At 67.6% G+C, this 26,902-nt stretch carries 24 protein-coding genes; 16 read left to right on the forward strand and 8 right to left on the reverse strand.

Going from position 1 to position 26,902, the window contains the following annotated elements:
* Positions 1-22: 22 nt before the first annotated feature.
* The 6 genes from P73_RS15680 to P73_RS15705 form a co-directional block, all read right to left on the reverse strand.
* Positions 23-763, reverse strand: a complete 741-nt coding sequence (locus tag P73_RS15680) for a glycerophosphodiester phosphodiesterase family protein (RefSeq protein ID WP_043870297.1) — start codon at positions 761-763, stop codon at positions 23-25.
* 22 nt (positions 764-785) lie between these two features.
* On the reverse strand, positions 786-1,673 hold the full coding sequence (locus P73_RS15685) for an ABC transporter permease (RefSeq protein WP_082033267.1): 888 nt from the start codon (positions 1,671-1,673) through the stop codon (positions 786-788).
* A 13-nt stretch (positions 1,674-1,686) separates the two neighbouring features.
* Positions 1,687-2,613 (reverse strand): ABC transporter permease, encoded by a 927-nt coding sequence (locus tag P73_RS15690; RefSeq protein WP_043870298.1) that lies wholly within the window; start codon positions 2,611-2,613, stop codon positions 1,687-1,689.
* Between the two features lie 10 nt (positions 2,614-2,623).
* Positions 2,624-3,607, reverse strand: a complete 984-nt coding sequence (locus P73_RS15695; protein ID WP_043870299.1) for an ABC transporter ATP-binding protein — start codon at positions 3,605-3,607, stop codon at positions 2,624-2,626.
* Positions 3,604-4,605, reverse strand: coding sequence for an ABC transporter ATP-binding protein (locus P73_RS15700; protein ID WP_043870300.1), 1,002 nt, complete (start codon positions 4,603-4,605; stop codon positions 3,604-3,606). The genes P73_RS15695 and P73_RS15700 overlap by 4 nt, the downstream gene beginning before the upstream one ends.
* Before the next feature lie 154 nt (positions 4,606-4,759).
* Positions 4,760-6,400: an ABC transporter substrate-binding protein gene (locus P73_RS15705; protein ID WP_043870301.1), complete on the reverse strand. Its 1,641-nt coding sequence runs from the start codon at positions 6,398-6,400 to the stop codon at positions 4,760-4,762.
* A gap of 306 nt (positions 6,401-6,706) precedes the next feature.
* Here P73_RS15705 and P73_RS15710 point away from each other — a divergent pair, with 306 nt between their 5' ends.
* The 12 genes from P73_RS15710 to P73_RS15765 all read left to right on the forward strand — a co-directional run bounded on the left by P73_RS15710 (position 6,707) and on the right by P73_RS15765 (position 19,242).
* Entirely contained in the window at positions 6,707-7,525 is an 819-nt protein-coding gene (locus tag P73_RS15710) for a sugar phosphate isomerase/epimerase family protein (protein WP_043870302.1), read from the forward strand.
* Positions 7,526-7,577: 52 nt separating this feature from the next.
* Positions 7,578-8,240, forward strand: a complete 663-nt coding sequence (locus P73_RS15715) for an HAD family hydrolase (RefSeq protein WP_043870303.1) — start codon at positions 7,578-7,580, stop codon at positions 8,238-8,240.
* A 77-nt stretch (positions 8,241-8,317) separates the two neighbouring features.
* Positions 8,318-9,097: a MurR/RpiR family transcriptional regulator gene (locus P73_RS15720; protein ID WP_043870304.1), complete on the forward strand. Its 780-nt coding sequence runs from the start codon at positions 8,318-8,320 to the stop codon at positions 9,095-9,097.
* 454 nt (positions 9,098-9,551) lie between these two features.
* A complete protein-coding gene (locus P73_RS15725; protein WP_052453336.1) occupies positions 9,552-10,523 on the forward strand; it encodes a LacI family DNA-binding transcriptional regulator in 972 nt (323 codons plus the stop codon).
* 58 nt (positions 10,524-10,581) lie between these two features.
* The gene (locus P73_RS15730) at positions 10,582-11,598 is read left to right on the forward strand and encodes an ABC transporter substrate-binding protein (RefSeq protein WP_043870306.1); all 1,017 of its coding nucleotides are present in this window, start codon (positions 10,582-10,584) and stop codon (positions 11,596-11,598) included.
* 104 nt (positions 11,599-11,702) lie between these two features.
* Positions 11,703-12,524 (forward strand): ABC transporter permease, encoded by an 822-nt coding sequence (locus tag P73_RS15735; RefSeq protein ID WP_043870307.1) that lies wholly within the window; start codon positions 11,703-11,705, stop codon positions 12,522-12,524.
* Between the two features lie 4 nt (positions 12,525-12,528).
* Entirely contained in the window at positions 12,529-13,305 is a 777-nt protein-coding gene (locus P73_RS15740) for an ABC transporter permease (RefSeq protein ID WP_043870308.1), read from the forward strand.
* Complete coding sequence (locus tag P73_RS15745; RefSeq protein ID WP_043870309.1) at positions 13,298-14,311, forward strand: ABC transporter ATP-binding protein; 1,014 nt, start codon at positions 13,298-13,300, stop codon at positions 14,309-14,311. Before P73_RS15740 ends, P73_RS15745 begins: the two co-directional genes overlap by 8 nt.
* Positions 14,308-15,210 (forward strand): nucleoside hydrolase, encoded by a 903-nt coding sequence (locus tag P73_RS15750; protein ID WP_052453337.1) that lies wholly within the window; start codon positions 14,308-14,310, stop codon positions 15,208-15,210. The genes P73_RS15745 and P73_RS15750 overlap by 4 nt, the downstream gene beginning before the upstream one ends.
* 1 nt (position 15,211) lies before the next feature.
* On the forward strand, positions 15,212-17,008 hold the full coding sequence (locus tag P73_RS15755) for an adenine deaminase (RefSeq protein ID WP_043870310.1): 1,797 nt from the start codon (positions 15,212-15,214) through the stop codon (positions 17,006-17,008).
* Positions 17,009-17,327: 319 nt separating this feature from the next.
* Positions 17,328-17,870, forward strand: coding sequence for a flavin reductase family protein (locus P73_RS15760; RefSeq protein WP_043870311.1), 543 nt, complete (start codon positions 17,328-17,330; stop codon positions 17,868-17,870).
* A 292-nt stretch (positions 17,871-18,162) separates the two neighbouring features.
* Positions 18,163-19,242 carry a catalase family protein gene (locus tag P73_RS15765; protein WP_043870312.1) on the forward strand — a complete coding sequence of 360 codons (1,080 nt, stop codon included), beginning with the start codon at positions 18,163-18,165 and terminating at the stop codon, positions 19,240-19,242.
* 442 nt (positions 19,243-19,684) lie between these two features.
* Here P73_RS15765 and P73_RS15770 read toward each other — a convergent pair whose 3' ends face one another.
* Entirely contained in the window at positions 19,685-20,458 is a 774-nt protein-coding gene (locus tag P73_RS15770; RefSeq protein ID WP_074743047.1) for an SDR family NAD(P)-dependent oxidoreductase, read from the reverse strand.
* A gap of 87 nt (positions 20,459-20,545) precedes the next feature.
* Entirely contained in the window at positions 20,546-21,340 is a 795-nt protein-coding gene (locus P73_RS15775; protein ID WP_043870313.1) for an SDR family NAD(P)-dependent oxidoreductase, read from the reverse strand.
* 380 nt (positions 21,341-21,720) lie between these two features.
* Between P73_RS15775 and P73_RS15780 the strand changes: the two genes are divergently transcribed.
* From P73_RS15780 to P73_RS15790, 4 genes are all read left to right on the forward strand, one after another.
* Complete coding sequence (locus P73_RS15780) at positions 21,721-23,289, forward strand: ABC transporter substrate-binding protein (protein ID WP_043870314.1); 1,569 nt, start codon at positions 21,721-21,723, stop codon at positions 23,287-23,289.
* Positions 23,290-23,405: 116 nt separating this feature from the next.
* Entirely contained in the window at positions 23,406-24,158 is a 753-nt protein-coding gene (locus tag P73_RS15785; protein WP_202966911.1) for an SDR family NAD(P)-dependent oxidoreductase, read from the forward strand.
* Between the two features lie 178 nt (positions 24,159-24,336).
* Complete coding sequence (locus tag P73_RS26780; protein ID WP_420836140.1) at positions 24,337-24,513, forward strand: SDR family oxidoreductase; 177 nt, start codon at positions 24,337-24,339, stop codon at positions 24,511-24,513.
* A 355-nt stretch (positions 24,514-24,868) separates the two neighbouring features.
* The gene (locus P73_RS15790) at positions 24,869-26,902 is read left to right on the forward strand and encodes an ABC transporter ATP-binding protein (protein WP_052453340.1); all 2,034 of its coding nucleotides are present in this window, start codon (positions 24,869-24,871) and stop codon (positions 26,900-26,902) included.

Below are 26,902 nucleotides of genomic sequence, written 5' to 3' on the forward strand. Positions count from 1 at the left end.
CGGTCGTCACCCCCCGGCGCGGCTACACGGCCGCCACCGGCCGCAGCGCAAGCGCGAGATCGGGGCGGTCCGTCGTCAGGTGGCCGATATCCCGCGCCAGCCAGTCGCGCAGCAGCTCCGGCTCGTTGATCGTCCAGGCGCAGAGCCGCTCCCGCGGCCAGAGCCCCGTGACCTGATCGAAGACCTGCGCGAAATAGTCGTGCCGCAGCGCGACGATATCGGCCAGGTCCCGGACCCCGGACAGGAACTCCTCGAGCCCGCCGCGCTTCTCCACCCAGGCCGCATCGGCCGAGACGAGCCGCGGGATCTCCGGGCTGTGGTCGCGGCAGGCGCGCAGCACATCCATGTCGAAGGAGGTGAGATGCGCACGCCCCGCGACGCCATGCGCCACGAGACGCTCCGCCACGCGGCCGGCGAGGCCGGGATAGGCATCGCCCCCGGCGTCGAGCTTGATCTCCACATGCAGGCGCACGCCGGAGGGCGCGAGGATGTCGAGCACCTCGTCGAGCGTCGGAATGCTCTCGTCGCTGCCCTTCAGGCGCGTCGCGGCCCGCGCGGCGGGGCTCAGCTCCGCCACCCGGCCCGTGCCCTCCGTGGTCCGCTCCAGCGTCGGGTCGTGGATCACCACGAGCTCGCCGGCGCGGGTCAGGTGAACGTCGAACTCGATCGCGTCGCAGCCGAGCTTCACCGCCTGGCGGAAGCCGGTCCGCGAATTCTCGGGCCAGAGCGCGCGGGCGCCGCGATGTCCTGTGATCTCCGTCATGGGTCTCTCCTTTTTCTGACGGTCAGCGGATGGTCGGGTCGAGCCTGTCGCGCAGCCAGTCCCCGACCAGCGAGATCGACAGGGTCGTCAGCATGATCACCGCCGCCGGACCGAGCATGATCCACGGCGCGGTGGTCAGGTAATCGCGTCCGAAGCCGACCATGTTGCCGAGGCTGGTCTCCGGCGGCTGCACCCCGAGTCCGAGGAAGGACAGCCCCGATTCCATCAGGATGATCTCCGGGAAGGTCAGCGTCATCGACACGATCAGCGTCGAGGCCACGTTGGGCAGGATGTGGTGCAGATAGACCCGCCGCGGCGTCGCGCCGAGCTGCACCACCGCCGCCGCATAGCCCTGCGCCCCGGCGGAGATCGCCAGCCCACGGGCGATGCGCGCATAGCGTTCCCAGCCGTAGAACCCCATGAGGCAGACGAGCAGCACCATCGAGGAGCCGAAGAAGGCCAGCACGGCGAGCGACATGATGAGGAACGGCAGCGCCGCCTGGAAATCGGCCAGCATGACCACGAAATGCTCGACGACGCCGCGGAACTGCGCCGCGAGGAAGCCCAGCGCGGTGCCGAACGCCGCCGAGAGGATCGTGGCGCCGAAGGCGATCACCAGCGAGACGCGCACCGACTGGATCAGCCGCGAGAGCACGTCGCGGCCCAGCTCGTCCGTGCCGAGCCAGTGCCCCGGCGTGCCCGGCGGCGACAGCCGCGCCGACAGGTCCATCCGGGTGATGTCATAGGGCCGGATCAGGTCGGCGAAGACGGCGCAGAGCACCATCAGCGCCAGCCAGAACAGGCCGAAGGCGACGGCGGGCGGCACACGGCGTTTCGCGCGCGGGGCGGTCCCGGCGCGGGGCGCGGTCGCGCCCTCTGTGGTGTCCGTGGTCTCGGTGGCGAGGCTCATCGCTCTTCTCCTCTCATCTGGCGGGCTGGGTGCGCAGCCGCGGGTCGAGCCAGCCGTAGAGCAGGTCCACGATCAGGTTCGAGACCACCATCACCGCCGCGATCAGCAGCAGGATGCACTGCACCACCGCAAGGTCGCGGTTCGAGACCGAGACGATCAGCAGCCGCCCGATGCCGGGCCAGGAAAAGATCGTCTCGACCACCACCGCCCCGGCGATCAGCGATCCGACCATGAAGCCGACGATGGTCACGATCGGCACCGCGGCGTTGGGCAGGGCATGGCCGCGCACCACGTCGCGCCACCTGAGGCCCTTGGCCGAGGCGGTGCGGATATAGGGCTGGCCCAGCACCTCGATCATCGCGGAGCGGGAAAAGCGCGCGAGGATGCCGATGCCGCCGATGGAGATGGTGATCGCGGGCAGGATCGCGTGCTGCCAGCTCCCGAACCCGCCCGAGGGCAGCACGCCCAGCGTCACGGCAAAGATCAGCACCAGCACCAGCCCCATGACGAAGGACGGGATGGTGAAGCCGAGAATGGCGAGAAGGATCACGCCGCGGTCCACCGCGCTGTCGCGGTGCAGCGCGGCGTGGATCCCCGCCGGAATGCCGATCGCCAGTTTCAGGATCAGCGCCGGGAGGGTCAGTTGCAGCGTGGCCGGCACGCGCTCGAGCACGAGGTCGATGGCCGGGGAGCGGTCGCGCATCGACAGGCCGAAATCGCCCGAGAAGATCGCCCCGAGATAGGACAGGTATTGCTGCCAGAGCGGCGCATCGAGCCCCCATTGCCGGCGGAAGGCGTCGATCACGTTCTGCGGCACGTCGGGGCCGAGCAGCACCTCGGCCGGATCGCCGGACATGCGCAGCACGACGAAGGCGAAGGTCATCACCGCCAGCACCGTGATCAGCGCGCGCAGCAGGCGAAGGACAACGAAACGGATCATCTCGGGCTCCTCATGCGGCGCGCGTCGCCGGCGTGCCGGCAAGGTGGTGGCAGGCGGCCGCGCGCGCGGGCGCGACCGGTTTCAGCAGGGGCAGCTCGCCGCGGCAGATCTCGGTGGCAAGGGGACAGCGGGGATGGAAGGCGCAGCCCGACGGCCGGCGCGCCGGATCCGGCGGCTCCCCCTGGAGGATCACCCGCCCGTCGAGCCGCCGCCCCGGCTCGGGAACCGAGGAGACCAGCGCGCGCGTATAGGGGTGCCGGGGTTCGGCAAAGACCTCGGCCGCGGGGCCTTCCTCGACGATGCGGCCCAGATACATCACCGCCACCCGGTCGCACAGGTTGCGCACCACCTTCAGGTCGTGGCTGATGAAGACCATGCCCAGCCGCCGCGCCTGCCGCAGGTCGCGCAGCAGGTTCACCACCTGCGCCTGGATCGAGACGTCCAGCGCGGAGACGGGTTCGTCGCAGACCAGCAGGTCGGGCGCGGTGGCGAGCGCACGGGCGATCACGACCCGCTGGCGCTGTCCGCCCGACAGCTCATGCGCATACCGCCCCGCCTGGTCGGGGCGCAGCCCGACATCCTGCATGAGCGCCGCGACCCGGTCCCGGCGCTCCGCCTCGGTGCCGATGCCGTGGATGTCCAGCGGTTCGCGGATCTGCGCGGCGATGGTGAGCCGCCGGTCGAGCGCCGCGAGCGGATCCTGATAGACCATCTGCATCCGGGCGCGCAGCCGCCGCCAGCCCGGCGTGGCCGGCGCCGGCATCGGACCGCCGTCGAAACGGACCTCGCCCGCCTGCGCCGGATCGACGCCCAGCAGCATCCGGCCCAGCGTCGACTTGCCCGACCCGCTCTCGCCCACGATCCCGAGCACCTCGCCCGGCATCACCCGCAGGCTGACCCCGTCCACCGCGCGCACCGGCGCCGCCCTGCCGAACAGGCCCTTGCGGCCGGGATAGATCCTGACGAGGCCGCCGGCCTCCAGAAGCGGGGTCATTGCAGCACCTCCTCCCGGCGCGCGGGCCCGTCGGCCTCCGGCGCCGCCCCCCGGAGCGGATAGGCACAGGCGAGGCTGCGGCGGTCCCGCTGCGGCAGCAGCCGCGGTGCCTCCTCGTCGCAGAACCGCCGGGCACGGGCACAGCGCGGCGCAAAGGCGCAGCCGGACGGCAGCTTTCGCGGATCGGGCACCGTGCCGGGGATCGGCACCAGCGGCGTGCGGGGGCCGTGAAGCCGCGGGATCGCGTCGAACAGGCCGCGCGTATAGGGGTGATGCGGCTGATCGAACAAAAGATCGACCGGGCCCTGCTCGACGATCCGGCCGGCATACATCACATGGACCCGCTCGCAGACCTGCGCCACCGCGCCGAGGTCGTGGCTGATGAAGACCAGCGCCATGTTCATCTCCGCGCGAAGCCGCGACAGCAGGTCGAGCACCTGCGCCTGGATCGTCGCGTCGAGCGCGGTCGTCGGCTCGTCCGCGACCAGAAGCTCGGGCTCTCCGGCCAGCGCCATGGCGATCATCAGCCGCTGGCACTGGCCGCCGGAAAACTCGTGCGGATAAAGGGAGAAGCGGCCCGCCGCGTCGGGAATGCCGACGAGGTCCATCAGCCGCAGCGCCTCGGCCCGCGCCGCCCGCCCGGTCAGCCCCCGATGCAGGCGCAGCGCCTCGCAGAGCTGCCGGCCGACCTTCAGCACCGGGTTCAGCGCGCTCGACGGATCCTGGAAGATCATCGCGATCCGGCCACCGCGCACCGTCTCGAGTTTCGCCTGCGGCGCGCCGGAGAGGTCGGTGTCGCCCAGCCGGACCGAGCCGGAAACCGACGCCCTGGACGGCAGCAGGCCCAGCGCCGCGAGCCAGGTCACGGACTTGCCGCAGCCGCTTTCGCCCACGAGCCCCACCGCCTCCCCCGGCGCGACATCGAGGTCGATGCCATGCAGGACGGGAACGCCGTCGAAGGCGACGCGCAGGTCGCGGATCTCGATCAGATTGGACATCGGATTTCCTTTCGGATCAGGTCGGAAGGGTCAGGAAGATCAGGGAAACGGACGCGGCAACGGGAAGCGGCCATGGCAGTCCCCCGCCGCCGCGACGGACAGCGCGCAGACCCCGGCGGGCATGACACCCGCCGGAGATCTCATCCTGTCGCGATCAGCCGCTCGTCGGCCAGTTCGAGGCGCGGAAGTCCATGGCGAAGGCCGGCGCGGCCTTCCAGCCGAGATCGGCGCGCATGCCGGTGAACACCGCGTTCTGGTGCAGCACCTGATAGGCCGGATCCTCGCGCTCGGCGATCTCCAGCATCCGGGCGATCGCCTTCTTGCGCTGCGCCCGGTCGGTCGAGGTCTCCATCACCACCGACAGCTCGTTCAGCTCGGCATTCGACCAGTCCTGCTTCTGCTGCACCTCGCCATTCGGGCCGAACTGCACCACCATCGGCGTGATCGGATCGTTGATCGAGTTCGACGCCGACCAGTCGCGCACCCCCTTGACCCCCGCCGGGTCGTGGATCTGGCCCCAGTTCTCCTTCATCTCGATCTCGACGTTCAGCCCGACCTGCTTCCACATCTCGACCATGATCTGACCGTTCGCGGTCTGGTTGGTGTAGTAGTTGTTGAGCAACCGATAGGGGATCGCATCGCCCTTGTAGCCCGCCTGTTGCAGCAGCTCGCGCGCCAGCTCGGGGTTGTATTCCGGGGCGGCCCAGCCCTCGATGAACATGTCGGAGCTGCGGAAGCTCTCGAATTGCAGGCCGGCGGGAACGTTGGTCATACCGGCCCAGAGCGCCTGCACGATGGCGTCGCGGTCGATCGCATGGGTCATGGCGCGGCGCACCAGCGGATCGGCGAGGATCTCGTTCTGGGTGTTGAAGACCGAGATGCGGTGGTTCCAGATGGTCGAATTCTGCACCTCGAACCCGTCCGCGCCCATCACGTTGCCGATCTGGTCCGGCGGCAGGTCGCAGGCGAAATCGTATTCGCCGGAGAGCAGCCCGTTCACGCGGCTGGCGACCTCGGGCACCTCGACGAAGGTGATCCGTTCGAGCGGCGGGCGGCCGCCCCAGTAATCGTCGAAGGCGACCAGCGTCAGCGACACGTCGGGGCGGTGCTGCTCGACCCTGTAGGGGCCGGTGGTGACGGGGCTGGAGGCCCATTCCGCATAGGAGGCGGCTTCGTCCCAGGCGCGGCGGTTGGCGATCTGGCTGCCGAAGGCATAGAGCCGGCCTTCCAGCGTCACGTCCGGCGTCGCGTTGTGGAAGCGCACGGTATACTTGTCCACCACCTCGACCCCCTGAAGCGACGGCCACAGGCGGCGGCCGATGCCCGGCAGGGTGGCCGGAAGGTCCTTGGCCGTCTCGGGCTTGAAATCCTCGGCGAAGATCGTCTCGCCGCCGACCGGCCGGGTGTCGCCGAAGACGCGCTCCGGCGAGAAGGAAAAGGCGACGTCCTCGGCGGTCATCTCGTCGCCGTTGTGGAACTTCACGCCCTGCCGCAGCTTCAGCTCCAGCGTCTTGTCGTCGATGCGCGTCCATTCCGTCGCCAGCCCCGGCACCGGCCCCTGGTCGCCCATCCAGTCGCGCAGGATGAGCCCCTCCCACAGGTTCGGGAAGAAGACGCGCTCGCCGACGTTGGACTGTTCGTTCCAGATGTCGAGCGTGTTGTTGTTGGTGATCTTCTGAACCGCGACGGTGACCGAGGGACGGCTGCCCTGGGCGCGCAGGTAGCCGGGCAGCACGAGCCCGCCGGCGGCGGCGCCCATCATTCCGAGCGCATGGCGTCGATTTAGTCTGATCATGTTCCTGTCTCCTGGACTGTCGGATAACCGGGGGATGTGCCGGGATTGAATTTCGCCTGCCGGCCGCTGTCGCTGCCGGACATGCCCCAGTTGAAACCCGCTGGATGTGACAGTTCCGAGACGCTTTGATTACCGTTCCGCGAAATTTGGAGAAATACTCCACATCACGACGGAAGTATGAAGTTTTGTAATCATACTGTCACAGATCCTGCGTAGCCGACAGGCATCGGAGGCGCCGAAAGGGCCCCTTCCCCACAGGTTTCCGGTCGGCCCCGGCCGGTGAGTCCACAGGTTACGGAGCGACCAATGACATCCCTTCCCGTTCTCGGCGCGGCCATGCCGCTCGATGTTCTCGAAACCCATGGCGACTGGATCAAGGCCGGCCAGCGCGACCTCGAACTCCAGGACTTCATCACCGCCGACGTCCTCAACGGCGACTGGATGCCGCTGGTCGACCGTGCGCGCACCCTGCTCGACGGCCATACCGGGCGGCTGGGAATCCACGGGCCGTTCTGGGGGCTGTCGCTGGCCAATCCCGACCCGGAGCTGCGCGCCCTCGTCACCCGGCGCATGGACCAGGGGCTGGCGGTCTGCGAGGCGCTCGGCGCGACGCAGATGGTGATCCACAGCCCCTACTCCACCTGGATGCACAACAATCTCGACAATCATCCCGACGCCCGGCAGGAGGTGGTGGACCTGGTCCATGCCACGCTCGACCCGGTGATCGCCCGTGCCGAGGACAGCAACGTGACCCTGGTCCTCGAGAATATCGAGGACAAGGATCCCGACGCCCGCTGCGATCTCGCCCGCAGCTTCGACAGCCCGGCGGTGCGCGTGTCGATCGACACCGGCCATGCGCATTACGCGCACGGGTCGACCGGGGCGCCGCCCGTCGATTACTACGTCCACCGGGCCGGCAACCTGCTCGAGCACATCCACCTCCAGGATGCCGACGGCCATGCCGACCGCCACTGGGAGATCGGCCGGGGAAGCGTGAACTGGCACGCGGTCTTTGCCGCGCTCGGCCGGCTGGAGAGCAGGCCGCGGCTGATCCTCGAACTGCGCGACAAGTCCGGCGTGATCCCCTCCGCGGAGCGTCTGTCCGCCCTGGGCCTCGCCCGGTGAGCGGGGAGAGGCGCGGCGCCGCGCGCGGCGGCAGGGCGGCGAAGGACCGGCGATGACCGACCTGATCTGCTTCGATTGCGACGGGGTTCTGGTGGACAGCGAGGTGCTGGCCACCCGGACCACGGTCGACTGCCTCGCGGAGCTGGGGATCGCCCTCAGCCCGGCCGAGGCCGCGGCGCTGTTCACCGGCAAGAGCGCGGAGGCGGCGCATCGCGCCCTGCGCGACGCCTGCGGGATCGCGCTGCCCGCGACATACCAGGCGCGGTTCGACCGGCTGCTGTTCCGGCGGTTCCGCGAAGAGCTGACGCCGGTGCCGGGGATCGCGGAGCTTCTGGCCAGGCTGCATCTGCCGTCCTGCGTGACCTCGAACAGCGGCCATGCGCGGCTGGCCCTCGCCCTGCGCCTGACCGGGCTTGCCGGCCATTTCGGGTCCCGCGTCTTCAGCGCCGCCGATGTCGCGCACGGCAAACCCGCCCCCGACCTGTTCCACTTCGCCGCCGGCCGGCTCGGCGCGGATCCGCGCCGATGCCTCGTGATCGACGACAGCGTGTCGGGCATCGCCGGGGCGGTGGCGGCCGGCGCCCGCGCCATCGGCTTCACCGGCGGCAGCCATAGCGGGCCCGACCATGCCGCCCGCCTGAGGGACGCCGGAGCCGCCCGCGTCGTGGGATCCGCGCAGGAGCTGACCGCGCTGCTGCGCGTCGAGGCGGCGTGATCCGCGCCCGGCGGCGATGACAGCGCCGGATCGGGTGCTATCATGCGGCAGCCGGGCCGGCCGCGAAGGGGGGAACCATGCAGACCATATCCGAGAAGACGGGGATGATCCGGGACGCCCTGCGCCTCATCGAGGCCAGCCGCGACGACCTGCCCGACGCGCTGGCGCGGATCGCCGATTTCATCCTGCGCGAGCCCGAGGTGGCGGTGCGCGCCTCGATGTCCGATCTCGCCGTGCTGTCGGGCAGCGGCGAGGCCAGCATCGCCCGCTTCTGCCGCAAGCTGGGCTTCGACGGCTTCCCGGCCTTCAAGATCGCCCTGGCCTCGGACATCGCCTATCGCAACGGTGCACAGCCGCGGGAGACCGATCTCGGCACGCGGATCAGCGATGCCGTGCGCGCGACGGTGGACGGCATCCCCGAGGCCGACCTGCGCGAGATCGCCGACCGGCTGCGCGCCGCGCGGCATATCGACATCTTCGGCTCGGGCGTCTCCGGCATCGTCGCCCAGCTCTACGCCTACCGGTTCTCGCGGATCGGGCTGGTGGCGCGCGGCCTCCAGGACCCGGTCGTGGCCGAGGAGATCGCCGGCGCGCTCGACGCGCATTCGGTCTACATGACCATTTCCGAAACCGGGCTCACCGCCCGCACGGAGCGCATGCTGTCGATCGCCGGGGAGCGCGGCGCCTACCGGGTGGCCGTGTCGGGCCGCCGGATCGCCGATCTCGGCCGGCTCTGCGAGAAGATCCTGATCGCCACCCCGCTGTCCCCGCTGCCCGAGCGCGGCGAGCTCGGCCCGGTCGTGGCCAAGCTCGTCCTGTGCGAATTGCTGGCCGAACGGGTCAGGTGCGGCGGCTGAGGCGGCGCGGGGGGAGGCGACGAGGCGCGGAGCGGAGCGTCCCGCCTCCTCCGCGCTGCCGTGGCGCCGCCGGTCGGGGCCCACCGAACGCCCCGCACGCCGCACCCGAACCGGGGCAAGCGACGAGATGCCGGTGCCCCCCGACCTGATCCAGGCCGCAAACTCGCTGTCATGTCGCATGAAACCCTCCACGAAATGTCCCCGCAAAATCATGTCCCCAGGATAGCGCCTCCGGCCTAAGACTCCGTTAATCCCCCGCACGCCCCCCTGGCACGCCGGGAAATCCGGTGTCCGGGTCGCGTCCATGACTTGTCAGACGACGCATATTTTGGGCCGGCAGCGCAAAACTTGTGCGTTTGCCGCCACGAGTCCGCCTTTGCGATGATTAATCGTTTAATTAATCGTTCAAACCGCGTATCCGCTGTGATTATTCGTTTCATCAAAGAGGATGCGAATGATCAGTCTCAAGCATATCGCGCGTGAAATGGGAGTCTCGACGGCGACCGTGTCGAATGCGCTTTCGGGGAAAGGGCGGGTGTCGAGCGCCCTGGCGGAGCGCATCCGGACCTATGCCATCAGCGCCGGCTATCGCCCGAGTTCCGCCGCGCGGGCGCTCAAGACCGGTCAGAGCGGAATCCTCGGGCTGGTGATGCCCGACCTGACCAATCCGCTGTTTCCGTCCTTTGCCCGCCATGTGTCGGTTGCCGCCGAATCCCACGGGCTCGGCATCCTCATCGGGGATTCCCGCGGCGATGCCGCCCGGCAGGGCGCGGCGATCTCGCATCTCGTCGGGCGCGGTGTGGACGGCATCATCATCGTGCCCCAGAAAGGCACCTCGCCCGTCATCCCGCGCGTGCCGGGCGTCGTGATCAACACCCGGTCCGATCCCCGTTCGACCGTATCCGCGGATCACGGCGGCGGCGGGCGCCTGCTGGGCGCGCATATCGCGGGGCTCGGACACCGGCAGGTGGTCCTGCTCGGCGGGGATGCGATTTCCGAGGTGCAGCGCGACCGCGTTCGGGGCATGGCCGGGGGGCTGGGCGACGGCGTGTCGCATGAGATCCTCTGGGGCGAGGCCGGGATGGCCGCGCTCCCCGATCATGTGAGGCGCGGCGCGACCGCCGTTCTGGCCACCTCGGACCTGCTGGCGCTCGGCGCCCATTCCCATCTCAGCCGCGCAGGCTATCGCGTGCCCGAAGACGTCAGCCTGACGGGATTCGACGACCTGCCCTTCGCGACCGTGATGCACCCGGCGCTGACGACCACGGCCCAGAATGTCGAGGCCATCGCGGAATATGCGCTTGGCGCGATCACGCGCATGATCGCCGGGGAGGACGATCTTCCGGGAGGCCACGCGATCCCCATGCGCCTTGTCGTCAGGGCCTCGAGCGCCGCGCCTCCCGATGTTTGCCGGGACGCCTCCTGATGTCCCCCAGACCCCGCCCCCGCCCCGAGACCCGACCCAACCAACACGGAGAAAAACGATGAAATCCAGCCTTTCCCTTCTCGCGCTCGGCTGCGCGATGGCCGGCCCGGCCCTGGCACAGGACAAGACCCTCACGATATCCGTCTATTCCTTTGCCCAGGACGAATACAAGGAAGCGCTCTACGATCCGTTCGAGGAGATCTGCGGCTGCGAGCTCGTGGTCGAAACCGGCAACAGCGTCGAGCGCATGGCCAAGATCGAGGCGAATGCCGCCAACCCGGTGATCGACCTGGCCGCGATTTCGACGCAGGACGCGCTGAGCCTCACCCGCAAGGGCCTCGTCGCGCCGATCGACACCTCGAAGCTGAGCAATTTCGACAAGCTCTACGACACGGCGAAAGACCCGATCGGGGATCACATGGCCGTGGGCTATACCTATTACGCCACCTCGATCGTCTACCGCTCCGATCTCGTGTCGGTCGAGAGCTGGGGCGACCTGCTGGGCGAGGAGCTTGCCGGCGAGGTGTCACTTCCGAACCTCACCTCGACCCAGGGGCCGCTGACGCTCATGATGCTGGGCAAGACCATGGGAGAGGAGAGCGATTTCGCCCCCGTGATCTCCCAAATCGCGGAAAAGGCGGACGATATCGTCACGTTCTACGCCCGCTCCTCCGAGCTCGTGCAACTGATGAACCAGCAGGAGGTGATCGCCGCGCCGGTCGGCCGCTTTGCCTGGTCGAGCTTCAGGAACTCGAGCCTGCCCTTTGCCTGGGCCGAGCCGGAAGAAGGCCAGGCCGGCGGCATGAACGTGCTGGTGATGACCGAGGGCAGCGGCAACGAGGAGCTGGCCTATCAGTTCATGGACTACTGGCTGTCCACCGAGGTCCAGGGCAAGATCGCCGACATGCTGGTGGACAGCCCGGCGAACAAGGAGGTCACCGTGAGCGACGAGGTCGCCGACAACCTGACCTATGGCGCCGACGTCATCAACACGCTGAACATCCTTCCGGCCGCGGAAATTCTCGACAAGCGCGAAGGCTGGGTCGAACAGTGGAACAACGAAGTGATCCGCTGACCGCGCGATCCCCTGCGCCGGGCGGCTGTCCGCGGCCCGGCGCTCACGGCAAGCCCCCCACGCCCCTCGCCTGAGCGGGCCTTTCTGACAAGCGGTATCTGACCATGTTTCGTAACACGCGCGAGGGGCTTGCACTGGCCCTGCCAGCCGCCATCTTCGCCATGCTGTTGTTCCTGGTGCCCGTGGGCATCCTTTTGTCCGAGGCCTTTCGCACGGACGGGAGCTGGACCTTGCAGGGCTATATCGACTTCTTCGCCAGCCCGCTCAACCGCACGGTCTTCCTGCGGTCGCTCAAGCTCGGGGTTCTGGTCGCGGCGACCGCCGCCGTCATCGGCTATGCCGCCGCCTTCTGCATCGTCAATCTCAGCCCCGGCTCCAAGGGGCGGGTGTTCGGTCTGGTGGTTCTTCCGCTGATGATTTCCCCGGTGGCGCGGACCTATGCCTGGATCGTGATCCTCGGGCGCACCGGGATCGTCAACATGGCGATCACCGGGCTGGGCCTGTCGGATCGGCCCATCCGCCTGCTGTTCACCGAAACCGCCGTTTTCCTCGGCCTGCTGCAATTGTTCCTGCCCCTGATGATCATCAGCCTCGTTTCCGCGATGGAGAATATCCCGCGCGACGTCATCCCCGCGGCGCGCGTTCTGGGGGCAAGCTGGCCCTCGGTCTTCCTGAAGATCATCCTGCCGCTGACAAGGGAGGGGCTGGTGATCGGCGGCACGCTGGTCTTCACCGGGGCGCTCACCGCCTATATCACCCCGGCGATCCTGGGCGGCTCCAAGGTGCTGATGCTGGAAACGCTGCTCTATCAGAAGGTCAATGTTTCCAACGATTTCGTCTCTGCGGGCGTGATCGCGATGATCCTGATCCTGATGTCCTTTTCCGCGAACCTTCTGTTGAAACGCATTGCGACGGTGCGGAGGTGATCCCATGAAACATGTTGCAAACTGGAGCATTCTCGGCCTGACGCTGGTCTTCCTGATCGGGCCCTTCGTGATCATCATCCTTGCGGGCGCCTCCGCCGGGCAGAACCTCGCCTTCCCGCCCGAGGGGCTGTCGCTCAAATGGTATGCCAAGGTCTTCACCATCGAAAGCTTCCGCGCGAGCTTCCTGCTCTCGATGGAACTGGCGATCTTCGGCACGCTCATGGCGCTGCTTCTGGGCGTTCCGGCGGCCTATGCGCTCAATCGCTACGATATTCCGGGGGCCGAGACCGTGCGCACCGTCGTGGCCGCCCCGATCATCGTGCCGGGGATCATCGTCGGCCTCGCGCTGTTGCGCTACTTCGTCGTGCCTCTCAACATGACCATCACCCTCGCGCTCTTTCTGGCGCATACCGCGCTGGTCCTGCCCTATGCGGTGCGGGTCGTCTCCTCCTCGATGCACAATCTGCGCGCCGATATGGAGGAAGCGGCGGTTCTGCTCGGCTGCACCCGGTTTCAGGCTTTTATCAAGGTCGTCCTGCCGAACATCCGCGGCGGCGTCCTCGCCGCCTTCATCCTCGGCTTCGTGACCTCCTTCAACCAGGTGCCCGTCTCCCTGTTCCTGTCCGGTCCGGGGGTCCGCACCCTGCCCATCGACATGCTGGCCTATATGGAGATCACCTTCGATCCTTCGGTCGCCGCACTCTCCGCGCTTCTGGCCTTCATGTCTCTCGCCATCGTCTTCGTGGCCGAACGCCTTCTGGGATTCTCTCGCTATGTCTGATGCCTTTGTCCAGCTCTCCGATCTCACCCTGTCCTATGGCAAAAGCGTCGCCGTGCCGGCGCTCGACCTGTCGATCCGCAAGGGCGAGCTGATCGCCCTGCTCGGCCCGTCCGGCTGCGGCAAGACCACGACCATGCGCGCCATCGCGGGGCTGCTCGCGCCGACCTCCGGGCGCATCCACATCGACGGGCGCGACGTCACCAAGGTGCCGGCCAACAAGCGCGGCATCGGGCTGGTCTTTCAATCCTACGCCCTCTTCCCGCATCTGAGCGCCTTCGAGAACGTCGCCTTCGGGCTGCGCCTGCAAAAGCTGCCGGAAACCGAGATCCGCAGCCGGACGGAAGAAGGCCTCGCCACCGTCGGCCTGACCGGGTTCGAGACGCGCAAGCCCGCCGAAATGTCGGGAGGCCAGCAACAGCGCCTCGCCCTCGCCCGCTCCCTCGTCATGCGCCCGAAAGTGCTCTTGCTCGACGAGCCCCTCTCGAACCTCGACGCGCGTCTGCGGCTCGAGATGCGGACGGAATTGCAGCGGGTTCAGAAAGAGACCGGCGTCACCATGGTCTTCGTCACCCACGATCAGGCCGAAGCGCTCGCCCTTGCCGACCGTATCGTGCTGATGAAACAGGGAAAGATCGAGCAACTGGGCACGCCGAGCGACCTCTACGCGCATCCCGAGACCGCCTTTGCCGCCGATTTCATGGGGTTCGAGAACATCTTTTCCGTCGACGGCGACAGGCTCACCGGCACGCATGGCGAGCTGGCCCTCGGCTATCGCCCCGACAGCGCCCTGCTCGCCTGGCGCCCGGACGGCGTCACCGTCGGGCACGGGCCGCATCAGGGCCAGGTCATCGCCAGCAGCTTTGCCGGTGCGCACCGGGAATATGTGATCGACAGCCAGATCGGCCAGATCAAGGCCAATGCCGCGATTTCCCTGCCCGAGGTTCCGATCGGAGAGCGGCTCGCCTTCGACTTGCCGCAGGACAGCGCGAGGCCCCTGTCGGCATGAGCGTCTGGATTGATACCGATTACGGCTTCGATGATCTCTGGGCCATCCTGCTGTTGCGCCGGGCCGGGGTGGCGATCGACGGGGTCTCGCTCGTCAGCGGCAATGCCACGCTCGAGCAGGTGATCGCCAATGCGCTCGGCGCCGCCCGAGCCTATGACCTCGACATCCCGCTGCATGTCGGCGCGGATCGCCCGCTGCACCGCCCCGTGGAGACCGCCCGGCGCATTCTGGGACCGCGGGGGATGCAAAGCCGGGGACGCTGGCTTCCCGAGGCGACCGGCCCGCGCCCGCCCGACGATGCCGTCCCGGCCCTCGCCGCATGGCTGCGCACGGCGGACGGGCCGCGCGACGTGCTCGCGCTCGGCCCGCTCACCAACCTGGCCCGCCTGATCGAGCAGGAGCCGGAGGCCGCCTCCCGCATCTCCCGGCTGGTCTGGATGGGCGGCAGCACCGGACCGGGCAACCATTCCGCGCGGGCCGAATTCAACGCGCTTGCCGACCCGGAGGCGCTGGCACGGGTTGCGCAGGCCGGGATTCCCTTTGACATCGTCGACCTGATGTTCTGCCGCGGGGTGTCCTTTGGCCCGCAGGACATGCCGGACTGCGATCCCCTGACCGCCGACCTGCTCGGCGGATATCTCGACATCGGCCTGTCGCGCGGCCGCCCCGGAATGGCGATTTACGATCCGGTGGCCGCCTTTGTCCTTGCCCGGCCCGAGGCGGTGACGTTCGAACCCCGGCACCTGGAGGTCGCGACCGATACGGGAGAGGCATATGGCGAAACCCGGTTCAGCGCGCCCGCACATCCCCTCACCCCCCTGCCCCCGGTCCGCCTGGCGACGGGCACGGAAGAGACGATCGCGCGTTACTGCCTCGACGCGCTGAAGAAGGAAGACTGACATGGCATTCCCCCGAGACATGAACGATCCGGCCCTGCGCGCGCGCGCGGTGAAGGCGGCCCGCGGACAGGCCCCGTTCGATCTGCTGATCCGAAACGCCGTCGTGCTCGACATGGTCACCGGGCGGCGCCGCGATGCGGAGATCGGCATCGTCGGCCCGATGATCGCCAGCGTCCACGCGCCCGAACCGGCATATGAGGGCAGGACGGTCCTCGACGCGCAGGGGGCGACGCTCGTGCCGGGGTTCATCGACACGCATATGCATGTGGAAAGCTCCATGGTCACGCCGGCGGAATACGCCACCGCCGTCGTGCCGCGCGGGGTGACGAGCGCCTTCTGGGACCCGCACGAATTGGCCAATGTGGCCGGAGAGGCCGGGCTCGACTTTGCCCTTGCCGCCGCAAAGGGCCTGCCCCTGCGCCTGTTGCCCCTGATGCCCACCTGCGTTCCCTCGGCCCCCGGCTATGAATGCAGCGGCGGGGATTTCACCGCGGACACGGTTGCCCGATGGCTCGCCCGCGACGACATGAACGGCGCAGCCGAACTCATGACGATGCAGCCCCTGCTCGACGGGGAGCCGCGTGTCACCGGGATCGTCAACGCCGGGCTCGCAAGCGGCAAGCGGGTCTGCGGCCACGGGCGCGGCCTGACCGGCGGCGATCTGATGGCCTTCGCCGCGGCCGGGATCGAGACGGATCACGAGCTGACCAGTGCCGAAGACCTGATCGCCAAGCTCGAGGCCGGATTCACCATCGAGTTGCGCGGCTCGCATGCGCATCTCTTGCCGGATTTCGCCCGCGCGCTTCTGGAGCTGGGCGAGATGCCGCAGACCCTGACGCTGTGCACCGATGACGTCTTTCCCGACGACCTGCTGCACAGGGGCGGGCTCGACGCGGTGATCCGCCTTCTGATCGACTGCGGCCTGCCGCCGCTCTGGGCCTATCGGGCGGCCACGCTGAACGCGGCCAGCCGGACCGGGCGGCCGGACCTCGGGCTGGTCGCACCGGGGCGGCGCGCCGATCTCGTGCTGCTGGCGGATGTCGACACCGTCGCCGCCGGATGCGTGATTGCGAATGGCGCGGTCGTGGCCCGTGACGGTCGCCTGACCGAGCCTGCGCCGCGTGCCGCGGTTCCCGCCCCCCTGCGCAAGACGATGCGCCTCGCGCCGCTGACCCCCGGAGATTTCGAAGTGACGGCCAGGGGACCGCGGGCGCGGGTCGCGACCCTGTCGAAGCCACGTTTCCCGGACTGGGGGGAACGGGAGCTTGCCGTCGGGACCGGCGCTCTGCGTCTCCCCGACGACATGATCCGCATGGCGGTGGTCAACCGCCACGGGGCGAACACGCCGGTGCGGATTGCCTTTCTGGAAAACTGGGGAGAGTGGCGGGGCGCATTTGCCACGAGCGTGTCCCATGACAGCCATAACCTGACCGTGTTCGGCCGCAGCCCCGAGGACATGGCCATCGCCGCGAATGCCGTGCGCGACGCCGGAGGCGGTGTGGCCGTGGCGGCGGGGGGAGAGCTGCTGTCCTGCGTCGCGCTGCCTCTGGCGGGCCTGATGAGCGAGGCCGGTCTGGCCGAGGTCGCAACCGGATTTGCAGAGCTGCGCGAGACGCTCGACGGGCTGGTGGACTGGCATCCGCCCTATCTGGTGTTCAAGGCGCTTTTCGGTTCCTCCCTCGTCTGCAACCCCGGCCCGCGCCTGAGCGATGTCGGCTTGGTCGAGGTCTTCGAGGGCAGGCGCCTGGAAAGCTGCGTGCTCGAAGACGGGCGTCCGGACGAACAGGCGGCGGGCTGACAGGATCCGGCGGCGGAGGCCGGGAGGGTGGCCGTTCGCCACGACCACGAGCGGCGCGCGCATTCGGTGCGCGGCTCCGGCGTCCGGCCCCCTTTCGGCGGCACTGCCACGGGCACGGAGACCTGCGCGGCAGCGCGCCGGTCCGCCGGGGCGCGGGCGGCGATCCGGGCTCGACTGGAGACGGTCCGGCAGGCATTCTGACGGGGTGTTCCTCCCTCCGGGGCGGCGGCGGGCGCCCGGTGCCCGCATCCCGACCCCGATCCGGGCGAACACCCCCGAGACGCCGCAGCCAGGCCGCACCGGCCGAAGGAGGATACCGATGGACCCTTTGCCGCTCTCCCGCGCCTTCACCCTGATCGAGCCCGGCCCGGTGGTGCTGGTGACGACCCATGACGGGACGAGGCCCAACATCATGACCATCACCTGGACGATGGTGCGCGGCTTCGATGCCTCCTTCGCGCTCACCACCGGATCGTGGAACCATTCCTGGCGCGCGCTGGCCGACAGCGGCGAATGCGTGCTCGCCATCCCGACCGCCGACATGATCGACACGGCCGTGGGCATCGGGACGTGCTCGGGCGCCGACACGGACAAGTTCGCGCGGTTCGGCCTCACCCCCCTGCCCGCGCGCCACGTCGGGGCGCCGCTGATCGCAGAATGCCTTGCCAATATCGAATGCCGTGTCGAGGAGATCGTCGCGCGGCTGGACCTCGTCCTGCTCCGGGGAGTGGCGGCCTATATCGACACCGGGCCGAGGGACAGGAGGCTGCTCCATGCCGTCGGCGACGGGACCTTCACCGCCGATGGCGCACATTTCGACCGCAGCGTGGCGATGCGCGCCAAGCTGCCGGACGGGCTCTGACCTCTGGGCCGCCTCCCCCGTCCCGACTGCGCGACCTGCGAGACCCCGGCACGGCCGGAACATTCCGCGGGCCCGCGTGTTTCCGAAGGCAGGAGCCAGAGGAGCGAACGCCGATGCAGCCACGCGCCGAGCCGACCGGACCAGGGCCTCATGCCGGGCGCCGGCGTCGGGGGGCCGGGCGGGATCGGCATCCACGCCACCGGCAGGTGCGGGCTGCCGCTCCCTCCCGACACGTCCGCCTCCCCGTCGGGCGGCGCAGCACCGCCGCCGTTTACCAGGAAAGGCACGCCACATGACCCATCCCGAGCCCATCGCCTACGATCCCGCGCTCGAAACGCCGAAGGAGGATGAAGCCGCCACCGTCGAGGAGATCAACGGCGCGCTGGACGAGATCATGGAGACCACCGCCAGGGATTGTGGCCATGCCATGCGCTCGGTGCACGCGAAGTCGCACGGCATCGTCGAGGGCACGCTGACCGTCGGGTCCGGGCTGCCGCCCGAACTGGCGCAGGGCCTCTTCGCGGCGCCGGGAGAGCACAGGATATACCTGCGGCTGTCGACGAATGCGGGCGATGTCCTCGACGACTCCATCGCCCTGCCGCGCGGGCTCGCGATGAAGGTCTGCGGTGTGGCGGGCGCGCGGTTGCCCGGCGCCGAGGGCGATACGCAGGATTTCGTCATGGTCAACAGTCCCGCCTTTGCCGCACCCGATGCCGAAAGCTTCGGCAAGACCCTGAAGCTGCTCGCGAAGACCACCGACCGGGTCGAGGGGCTGAAGAAGGTCGCCGCGACGATGGCGCATGGCCTCAACGCCGCCCGGCAATCGCTCGGGATGGCGCCCTCCGCCACGCTGGCGACGCTGGGCGGCCTGCCCAATGTCGAACCGCTCGGAGAAACCTACTATTCCGCCACGCCCTTCCGCTACGGCGATCATGTCGCCAAGTTCAGCCTGCGGCCCGCCGCGGAATGGATGAGGGCGCTCGCCGGCGAAACGATCGAGGTGGACGGCCGCGACAACGCGATCCGGCAAGACGTCCGGGCCGAATTCCGCACCCGCGATGCCGAATGGGAATTCTGCGTCCAGCTGCTGCGCGATCCCGAGCGGCAGCCGGTCGAGGATGCCTCCGTCGAATGGCCCGAGGATGTCTCGCCCTACCAGCGGGTGGCTCTGGTCCACGTTCCGGCGCAGGACAGCTGGGACGGCGACAGGGTTTCCGCGGTGAACGAGGGCATGCGTTTCAGCCCCTGGACCGGCCTCGCGGCCCACCGCCCCCTCGGCAACGTCAACCGCACCCGCCGCGACACCTACCGCCACAGCGCCTCCTTCCGCGAAAGGGTCAACGGCTGCCCGATCCACGAGCCCGCGGGCTGACATCCGGAGCGGGCAGGCTCGGACCGACGCCGGACCGCGGCGGGACGAAGGCGCGCGTCCGGGTGCGGCACCGGAGCCTGGGAGGGCCGCCCCCCTGTCGCCCGGCCCTGTCCTCGCGCTGCGCCCGTCGAGCACCCGTCCGATGAGGATCCGGTTGACGTGGCGACAATCACCGCGCCGTTGCTTGCGGACGGCGGCTCCGCAGGCAAAGCCTCGAAATCCTTCCGGTCGCAGCGGACGGAAACGTCCCGTCATCGCCGGTGCAATGGTCTGAAACAAGCGCCCAGTCGAACCGGTGCACACACATGGGAACGCCAGCCCTGTCCGCCGGGCCAATGCCGGCGCGTGTGGATTGGGTCGCGTGGCGCGCTCCGGCACCACCTTCTGTTCATCGGATACGTGCTCTGTCGCAGGCACCTTCCCGGAGATGAGCGTGGCGGCCTCAAAGGGGCGTTTTGGAACAGATGTCGAGGACCTGCGGCATCGTGCCCACTGTCCAGCCTCCGTCCACCGTGATGACCTGACCCGTCACATAGCTTGCGTCGTCGCTGGCAAAGAAATGTGCGGCAGCCGCGATCTCGTCCGGGCTGCCCTGTCTCCCCATGGCGGTGATCGCCCCGACCGAGCGGCTCAGCTTCGAGCGTTCCTTGTCGGCCATCGGGGTCTTGATGCTGCCCGGATTGATCGCATTCACCCGGATGTTGCGCAGTCCGAGTTCGATCGCCGCGGTGCGCGTCGCGGTGCCGACTGCCCCCTTCGTCGCGGAATATTCGGTCAGGCCCGAGATCCCGGTGATGGCGCTGGTCGAGCCGATATTGATGATGGAGCCGCCGCTCGTCATCCGCTTCGACGCCGCCGACATGCCGTAGATCACGCCGAGGGCGTTGATGCGAAAGATGTTCTCGGCCTTCTGCGGCTCGATCTCCTCCAGCGGGCGATAGATCCCGATCCCGGCATTGTTGACCATGATATCGAGTTTTCCAAACAGCGATACGGCATGGTCAAGCGCGACCTCGATTGCTGCGGGATCGCTCACATCGGCCTCGAAATATTCCGCCCCCGCGGCGTTCACCGCGGCCTGCTGGTCGCCCAGGTCCATGACCAGAACCTTGGCGCCGGAGTTCAGGAAACGGCGGGTAATCGCCTCGCCCATTCCCGAGGCGCCGCCGGTCACGACCGCAACCTTGCCCGCCAAACTGAATACTGGTTCCGACATTGTGTCTCCTTGTGAAAATATCCGATGGCCGGGGAACGGCGGCACGTCCGCCCCGCTGATCCCGCCGGGCGGGCACCAGTGCCATTGCTATTCCGCGGCGCACACGCGGGAGGCCGCCTGGTCGACCGAGGCCATGGCCGTCCGCCCGCCGTCCGGCGTCAGCGACGTGCCGGTGAAATAGCTCGCATCGTCGGAAAGCAGGAACAGGATCGCGGCGGCGACATCCTGCGGCACACCCATGCGCCCCAGCGGAACGCTGGCAAGCAGCGCGCCGTAGCCCGTTCCGCGGCCGGTCGCATTGTCGCTCGCCATCTGCTGACTCATCGGCGTGTCGATCGAGCCGGGCAGGACCGTGTTGACGCGAATGCCGAAGGGCGCCAACTCGATCGCCATCTGCCTGCTCATGGCCAGGACGGCGCCCTTGGCGGCGGTGTAGGCACTCCGGTTCGTCGTGCCCGTCACCGCCGCGATAGAGGAGATGTTGACGATGCTCGCCGCCCCGCTCTGCTTCAGCAGCGGAAGCAGTTCGCGGATGATCAGGAACGGACCCGTCGTATGCACAGTCATCATCTTGTTCCATTCAGCGACCGTGGTGTCCTCGATCGACTTTGCGATGACATGCCCGGCGCAGTTGACCACGCAGTCTACTCGACCGAAATGCTTGTCGACCGCGGCCACCGCCCGCTTCACCGAGTCTTCGTCGGCGACGTCGCACTGGACCGGAATGGCCGAGGGAAGATCAGCGGCGATGCTGCCGGCCCGGTCGAGATCGAGATCGACGACAGCGACATGGCCACCCTCCTCGGCGAATTTCGCGACCGTCGCGGCTGCGAGACCCGACGCCGCGCCGGTCGCGAAAAGAACCCTGTCCTTGAACCTCATTCTTTCTCCTCCTCATGTCGTGACCCAACCCGGCAGACCTTTGCGGCAACGCCGGTTTGCGGGGCGGGAATTGTGACGGAATGACCTCCGCCTCCCGGCATTCTTACAAAGCCTGCACCCATCGCAGCATTCGGAGATTGCGTAACTGTATGTTCCAGATTTGGAACATACGAGGCTTCAAACCGTCCCCTAAGGTAACGATGGACGACGGTGATCCCTGTTGAGGAGCAGGGGTCCCGGAGCTGTGGGGGAGACCGGCCATACCGGCACGTTCCTTCCACCAGGACCTGACGGAGGTCCGGAGAGCGACGCGCGGTGGCCATCGCGCTTCCCCGTCGGCTTTTCGGGAACAGGCACGCCAATGGAGGAGAAACATCAGGATGAGACACTACCTGGCATTTACGACGGCGCTCGTTGTCGGGGCAATGGCTTTCACCCCCCTGGTCGCGCAGGACGCGCATCAGGGCGGCGTCTTTACCTTTGCCGCGGAAAGCGATCCGCCGACCTTCGACTGCCACAGCGCAACCGATTTCTACAGCACACAGCACCTGTCGCCGCATTACTCGACGCTGTTGCGCTATGTGCCGGGCAATTATCCGGAGATCACCGGCGATCTCGCCGAGTCCTGGGAGGTATCGGAAGATTCCCTGACCTACACCTTCAAGATCCACGACAACGTGCAGTTCCATGACGGCACGCCGCTGACTTCCGCCGATATCAAGGCCAGTTACGAGCGGATCATTGATCCGCCCGAAGGCGTGGTGTCGCCGCGGCAGTCCGAGCTTCTGGACATCGCTTCGGTCGAGACGCCGGACGACACGACCGTCGTGTTCCAGCTGTCGGAGGTGAATCCGGGCATACTGGACTCGCTCGCAAGCCCGTGGAACTGTATCTATTCGGCCAAGCTGCTGGCAGAGAACCCGGATTATCCAGCACGGATGGTCATGGGCTCCGGCCCCTTCGTCTTCGAGGAATTCGTTCCGGGCTCGCACTGGAGAGGGTCGCGTTTCGAGGCGTTCCATCGCGAGGGCAAACCGCATCTCGACGGTTTCGAGATCAAGCGCATGGACACCAGCGCGATCGTGAACGCCTTCTCCGCCGGCCAGATCCAGGGCTACTTCCGGCCACTCTCGCCCCCCAACGCCCGGCAGATCGAGTCGGCGCGCGGCGACGAGGTACAATTCCAGAAGACCCCCTCGGTCGGTATGAACCTGTTGGTGTTCAACTCCTCGCAGCCGCCGCTGGACGATCCGCGCGTGCGGCGGGCGCTGGCGCTCGCGGTCGACCAGCGCGCCGGGGCGAGCGTGCTCGGGCAGACCTCGACCACCGGCCTTGTAGGCGGTCTGCTGCGGCCGGGCTATTCCATGGCGCTGACGCCGGAGGAACTGGCCGAGATGCCGGGATTCGGCGAAGATGTCGAAGCCGCCCGCGAGGAAGCGCGCCGGCTGCTGCAAGAGGCCGGGCAGACCAACCTGACCATCGACATCCTGTCGCGCAAGCAGAACTCGCATACCGCCGGGGCGGTGTTCATCGCCGAGCAATGGCAGCGGATCGGCGTGAGCGCGAAGGTCACCTATTCCGACAATCCGACCACCTTCCAGCGCCAGGGCAATTTTCAGGCCGCCATCGACTTCAACCTGGCCAATACCGATGATCCTTCGGTGCTGTTCGTGAAATACCTTCCCGACTCCCCGAACAACTACGGACTTTACGAGGATGCACAACTCGAGGAACTGTTCGAGGCGCAGAAGCGCACGCTGGATCCGGCGGAACGCGAGGAGATCGTGCATGATTTCGAACGGCGGGTTCTGCAGGAGGCCTATTATATCCCGCTCTTCTGGACGGAACGGATCATCGCGCTGTCCTCAGATGTTGGCGGATTCGAGAGCGCTCCGCCGCTCGAGGTCGAGCAATCCCTGGAGAACCTCTGGATCGCAGGCGAGGACTGATTGCTTCCCGGTCCGGGCCGGCTTCGGCCGGGTCGAAGAAATCTCGGTCTGACCCGGCCGTTGCTCCGGGTCAGCGCGTCCTACAGAAAGAGGAAAGACAAATGCAGATAAACGGGGTGGTCGTCGTGACCGGCGGGGCAAGCGGTATCGGCGCCGTCTGTTGTCGGAAATTCCTGGAGGCCGGCGCGCAGGTGGTCGTTCTGGACCGCTCCAGCGAATTGCCCGCGGAGCTCAGGGGCAAGGTCGCCGGTCCAGTGGTCGCCGACATCAGCGACGAGGACGAGATGCGGCAGGCGGCCGCGCGGATCGAAGACGAAATCGGGCCGGTCGTGGCGCTTACCAATTGCGCCGCCATCATGCAGGGCCCGCTTCGCCCCAACGAGCTGAGCATGAAGGAGTTCGACGACATCGTCCGTGTCGACCAGCGCGGCACCTACGTTTCCTGTCTGGTCTTCGGCGAGGCGATGCTTGCGCGCGGCCATGGCAGTATCGTCAATTTCGCCTCCACCGCCGCGCTGCGTTCGGTGCCGCTGCACGCCTACGCGCCGGCCAAGGCCGCCGTGGCCTCGATGACCGAATGTCTGGCCGGTGAATGGGGACCCGCCGGCGTCCGGGTCAATGCCGTTTCGCCGGGATATACCAATACGCCAGCGACCCGCGCGCGGATCGAAAAAGGCGAGCGCGATCCCGCCCCGCTCAGGGAAAACGCCGTGCTCGGACGCTTGGTCGAACCGGAAGAGGTCGCCAATGCGGTGGTATTTCTCGCCTCACCGCTGTCCTCGGGCATCACGGGCGTGAACGTGCCGGTCGATTGCGGCTGGCTGCTGGCCCCGTCCTGGCAGACCTACGGCGGCCTTCGCCGCCCCTGAGGACATCCGCGGTTCCCATGCCGGAACCCGCGCCCCCCCTCCCTCCGATATCGAAACCTGCAAGGCATGTTCATCATGACATTGCGGCTGGGAAACAGGGGGTTCTGGTGACGGGGGCGGGGCCGCGCGCGAAACGCTGGATCTGATCGAGGCGGAAAAGGGCACGGGTTCGATTGTCCTGGCGGATCTGACCGACCCGGACCAATGTTCCGATGCCGTTTCCGAGGCTGTCCGCCCCCATGGTCATCTCGACTGTCTTGTCAACAATGTGGCGATCGCGCGATCCTGCAAATCCGTTACCGAACCGGACTGGAGCGACTGGAACGCGATCCTCAACGTCAACCTCGAAAGGTGACGGGACCAACGCCCGGCTGGCCGTCTCAACCGGTGAGCTGTTCCCGATCTGCGCATGACCTCCGGCATACCGGCGGCAAGGAACACCGAAAGAAGGCGGCGTACGGCGACCGCCTGAAACCTGCGTCATCCCAGCCCCCCGGCGTCACCAGGGAAGGTGGGCCGGAGGTCCCGTGCCGCACAGGGAAAGACAATGAAACGATGTGACCGCCCATGTCGCACCGCTGGAACGCTGAGTTGTCGAAATGGTGCTCTACAGGCCGCGAGATCGTTGCGTAATCTTGACTGAAAAGAAACCTCGAATTGCTTCGTCCCGAAAGAGGACAACCGCAGCACGAGGAAAGGGAGGAGAAAAGATGTGGAACCAACTGGCCCGAAAGGCCGTGGAATATGAACCCTGTGCGGACAGGTCCGAGGATCTCCTCACGATCGACGGACTCCGGATAGATGTCTCGACACCCGAAGGGAAGGTGACCGTCGTCGACGGGGTTTCATGGTCGGCGGAGCAGGGCAAGATCACCGCTCTCGTCGGGGAATCCGGCTGCGGAAAATCGGTCACGGCGCTGGCGGTGATGAAGCTCCTCCGGTCGAGCGGGCGCATCTCGAAGGGCGAGATCCGCTTTGCCGGACAGGATCTTCTGAAACTGGGCGAAGAGGAGATGCGCAGACTGCGCGGCCGCCACATCGGCATGGTGTTCCAAGAGCCGATGACCTCGCTGAACCCGGTTCTCAGCATCGAAACACAGATCACCGAGACGCTGACCGAACATCTCCGGATGTCGCGCGGCGAAGCCCGCGAACGCGCGCTCGAGCTGATGAACGAGGTCGGGATTCCGGATGCCGAACGTCGACTGTCGCAATATCCCCACCAGTTGTCGGGTGGCATGCGCCAGCGGGTGATGATCGCCATCGCACTCGCCTGCAATCCCAAGCTGATCATCGCGGATGAACCGACGACGGCGCTGGACGTGACGATCCAGGCGCAGATCCTGAGCCTGCTGGCGGATCTTGCCGTCCGGCACAACATCGCGATGGTCGTCATCACGCATAATATGGGTGTGGTGGCACGATATGCCGACTACGTCAGCGTCATGTATGCCGGGAAGATCGTCGAGAGCGGTCCGGCCTCCGAGGTGTTTTCCCGGCCGAGCCACCCCTATACGGCGCTGCTCCTGAAGGCGGTCCCCCGTCTCGACCAGCCTCGCCAGGAACGTATGCTGTCCATCGGCGGCATGCCCCCTGCCCCCGGTGCGATGCCGTCGGGCTGCCGCTTTGCCCCGCGCTGTCCGGTGCGCATGGCGGTGTGCGGGGAACGCGAGCCGCTGCTGGAACCATCCCGCACCCAAGCGCTTTCCGCCTGTCACAGGCGCGATGAGCCGCTCGATGGACTGCAATCCGCGCCCGCCTCGCCGCGTTCCCCGGCCGACAAGGTGCCGGGCGCGGAGGAGGTCCTGGAGGTCAGGGATATCGCCAAGCATTTCGACCTGCCTGCCGGCGGAATCGTCCGGGCGGTCGACGGCGTGTCTTTCAGGATCGAGCGGCAGCGCACGCTCGGCCTGATCGGGGTATCAGGTTGCGGGAAATCGACCGTCGGCCGCATGCTCCTCGGCCTCGAAACCCCGACCTCCGGCTCGCTGCGCCTGTTCGGCGAGGAGATGGACGTCTCGAAACCCTCCGCGCTCAGGAAGGCGCGGCGGGACATGCAGGTGATCTTCCAAGATCCGTTCTCCTCGCTGAACCCGCGAATGACGGTCGGCGCGATCATCGCCGAGCCGCTTCTGGTCCACGGGATCGTCAGGCGATCCCAAGCCAGGGATCGCGTAGCCCAACTGCTCGAACGGGTTGGCCTCAGGCCGGAAGTCGCCACGCGCCATGCGCATCAGCTTTCGGGCGGGCAGAGACAGCGCGTCGGGATCGCCCGCGCGCTGACCCTGAACCCGAAGCTGCTGATCTGCGACGAACCCGTCTCCGCGCTGGATATTTCCGTGCAGGGCCAGATCATCACGCTTCTGGAGGATCTCCAGGACGAACTGGGGCTAAGCTGCCTGTTCATCGCCCATGACCTCGCGGTGGTCCGCCATATCTCTGACGAGGTCGCGATCATGTATTTCGGCCGCATCGTCGAGAAGGCGCCGCGCGACCTTCTCTATGCCAATCCTCTGCATCCCTACACCCGCGCATTGCTCGATGCCGCGCCTACGCCCGATCCCGTGCTGGAACGGTCGCGGGATCACATCCCGCTGAAGGGCGAGCTGCCCTCGCCGATCACGGTACCGAAAGGTTGTCCGTTCCATTCGCGATGTCCGCTTGCCAGCAGGGAATGCCAACTCGCGGTTCCGCCCCTGCGCGAGGTCGAAGGGGGCCACCAGGTCGCCTGCATCAAGGTCTAG

It is taken from the genome of Celeribacter indicus, from assembly GCF_000819565.1.
Classification (GTDB): domain Bacteria; phylum Pseudomonadota; class Alphaproteobacteria; order Rhodobacterales; family Rhodobacteraceae; genus Celeribacter; species Celeribacter indicus.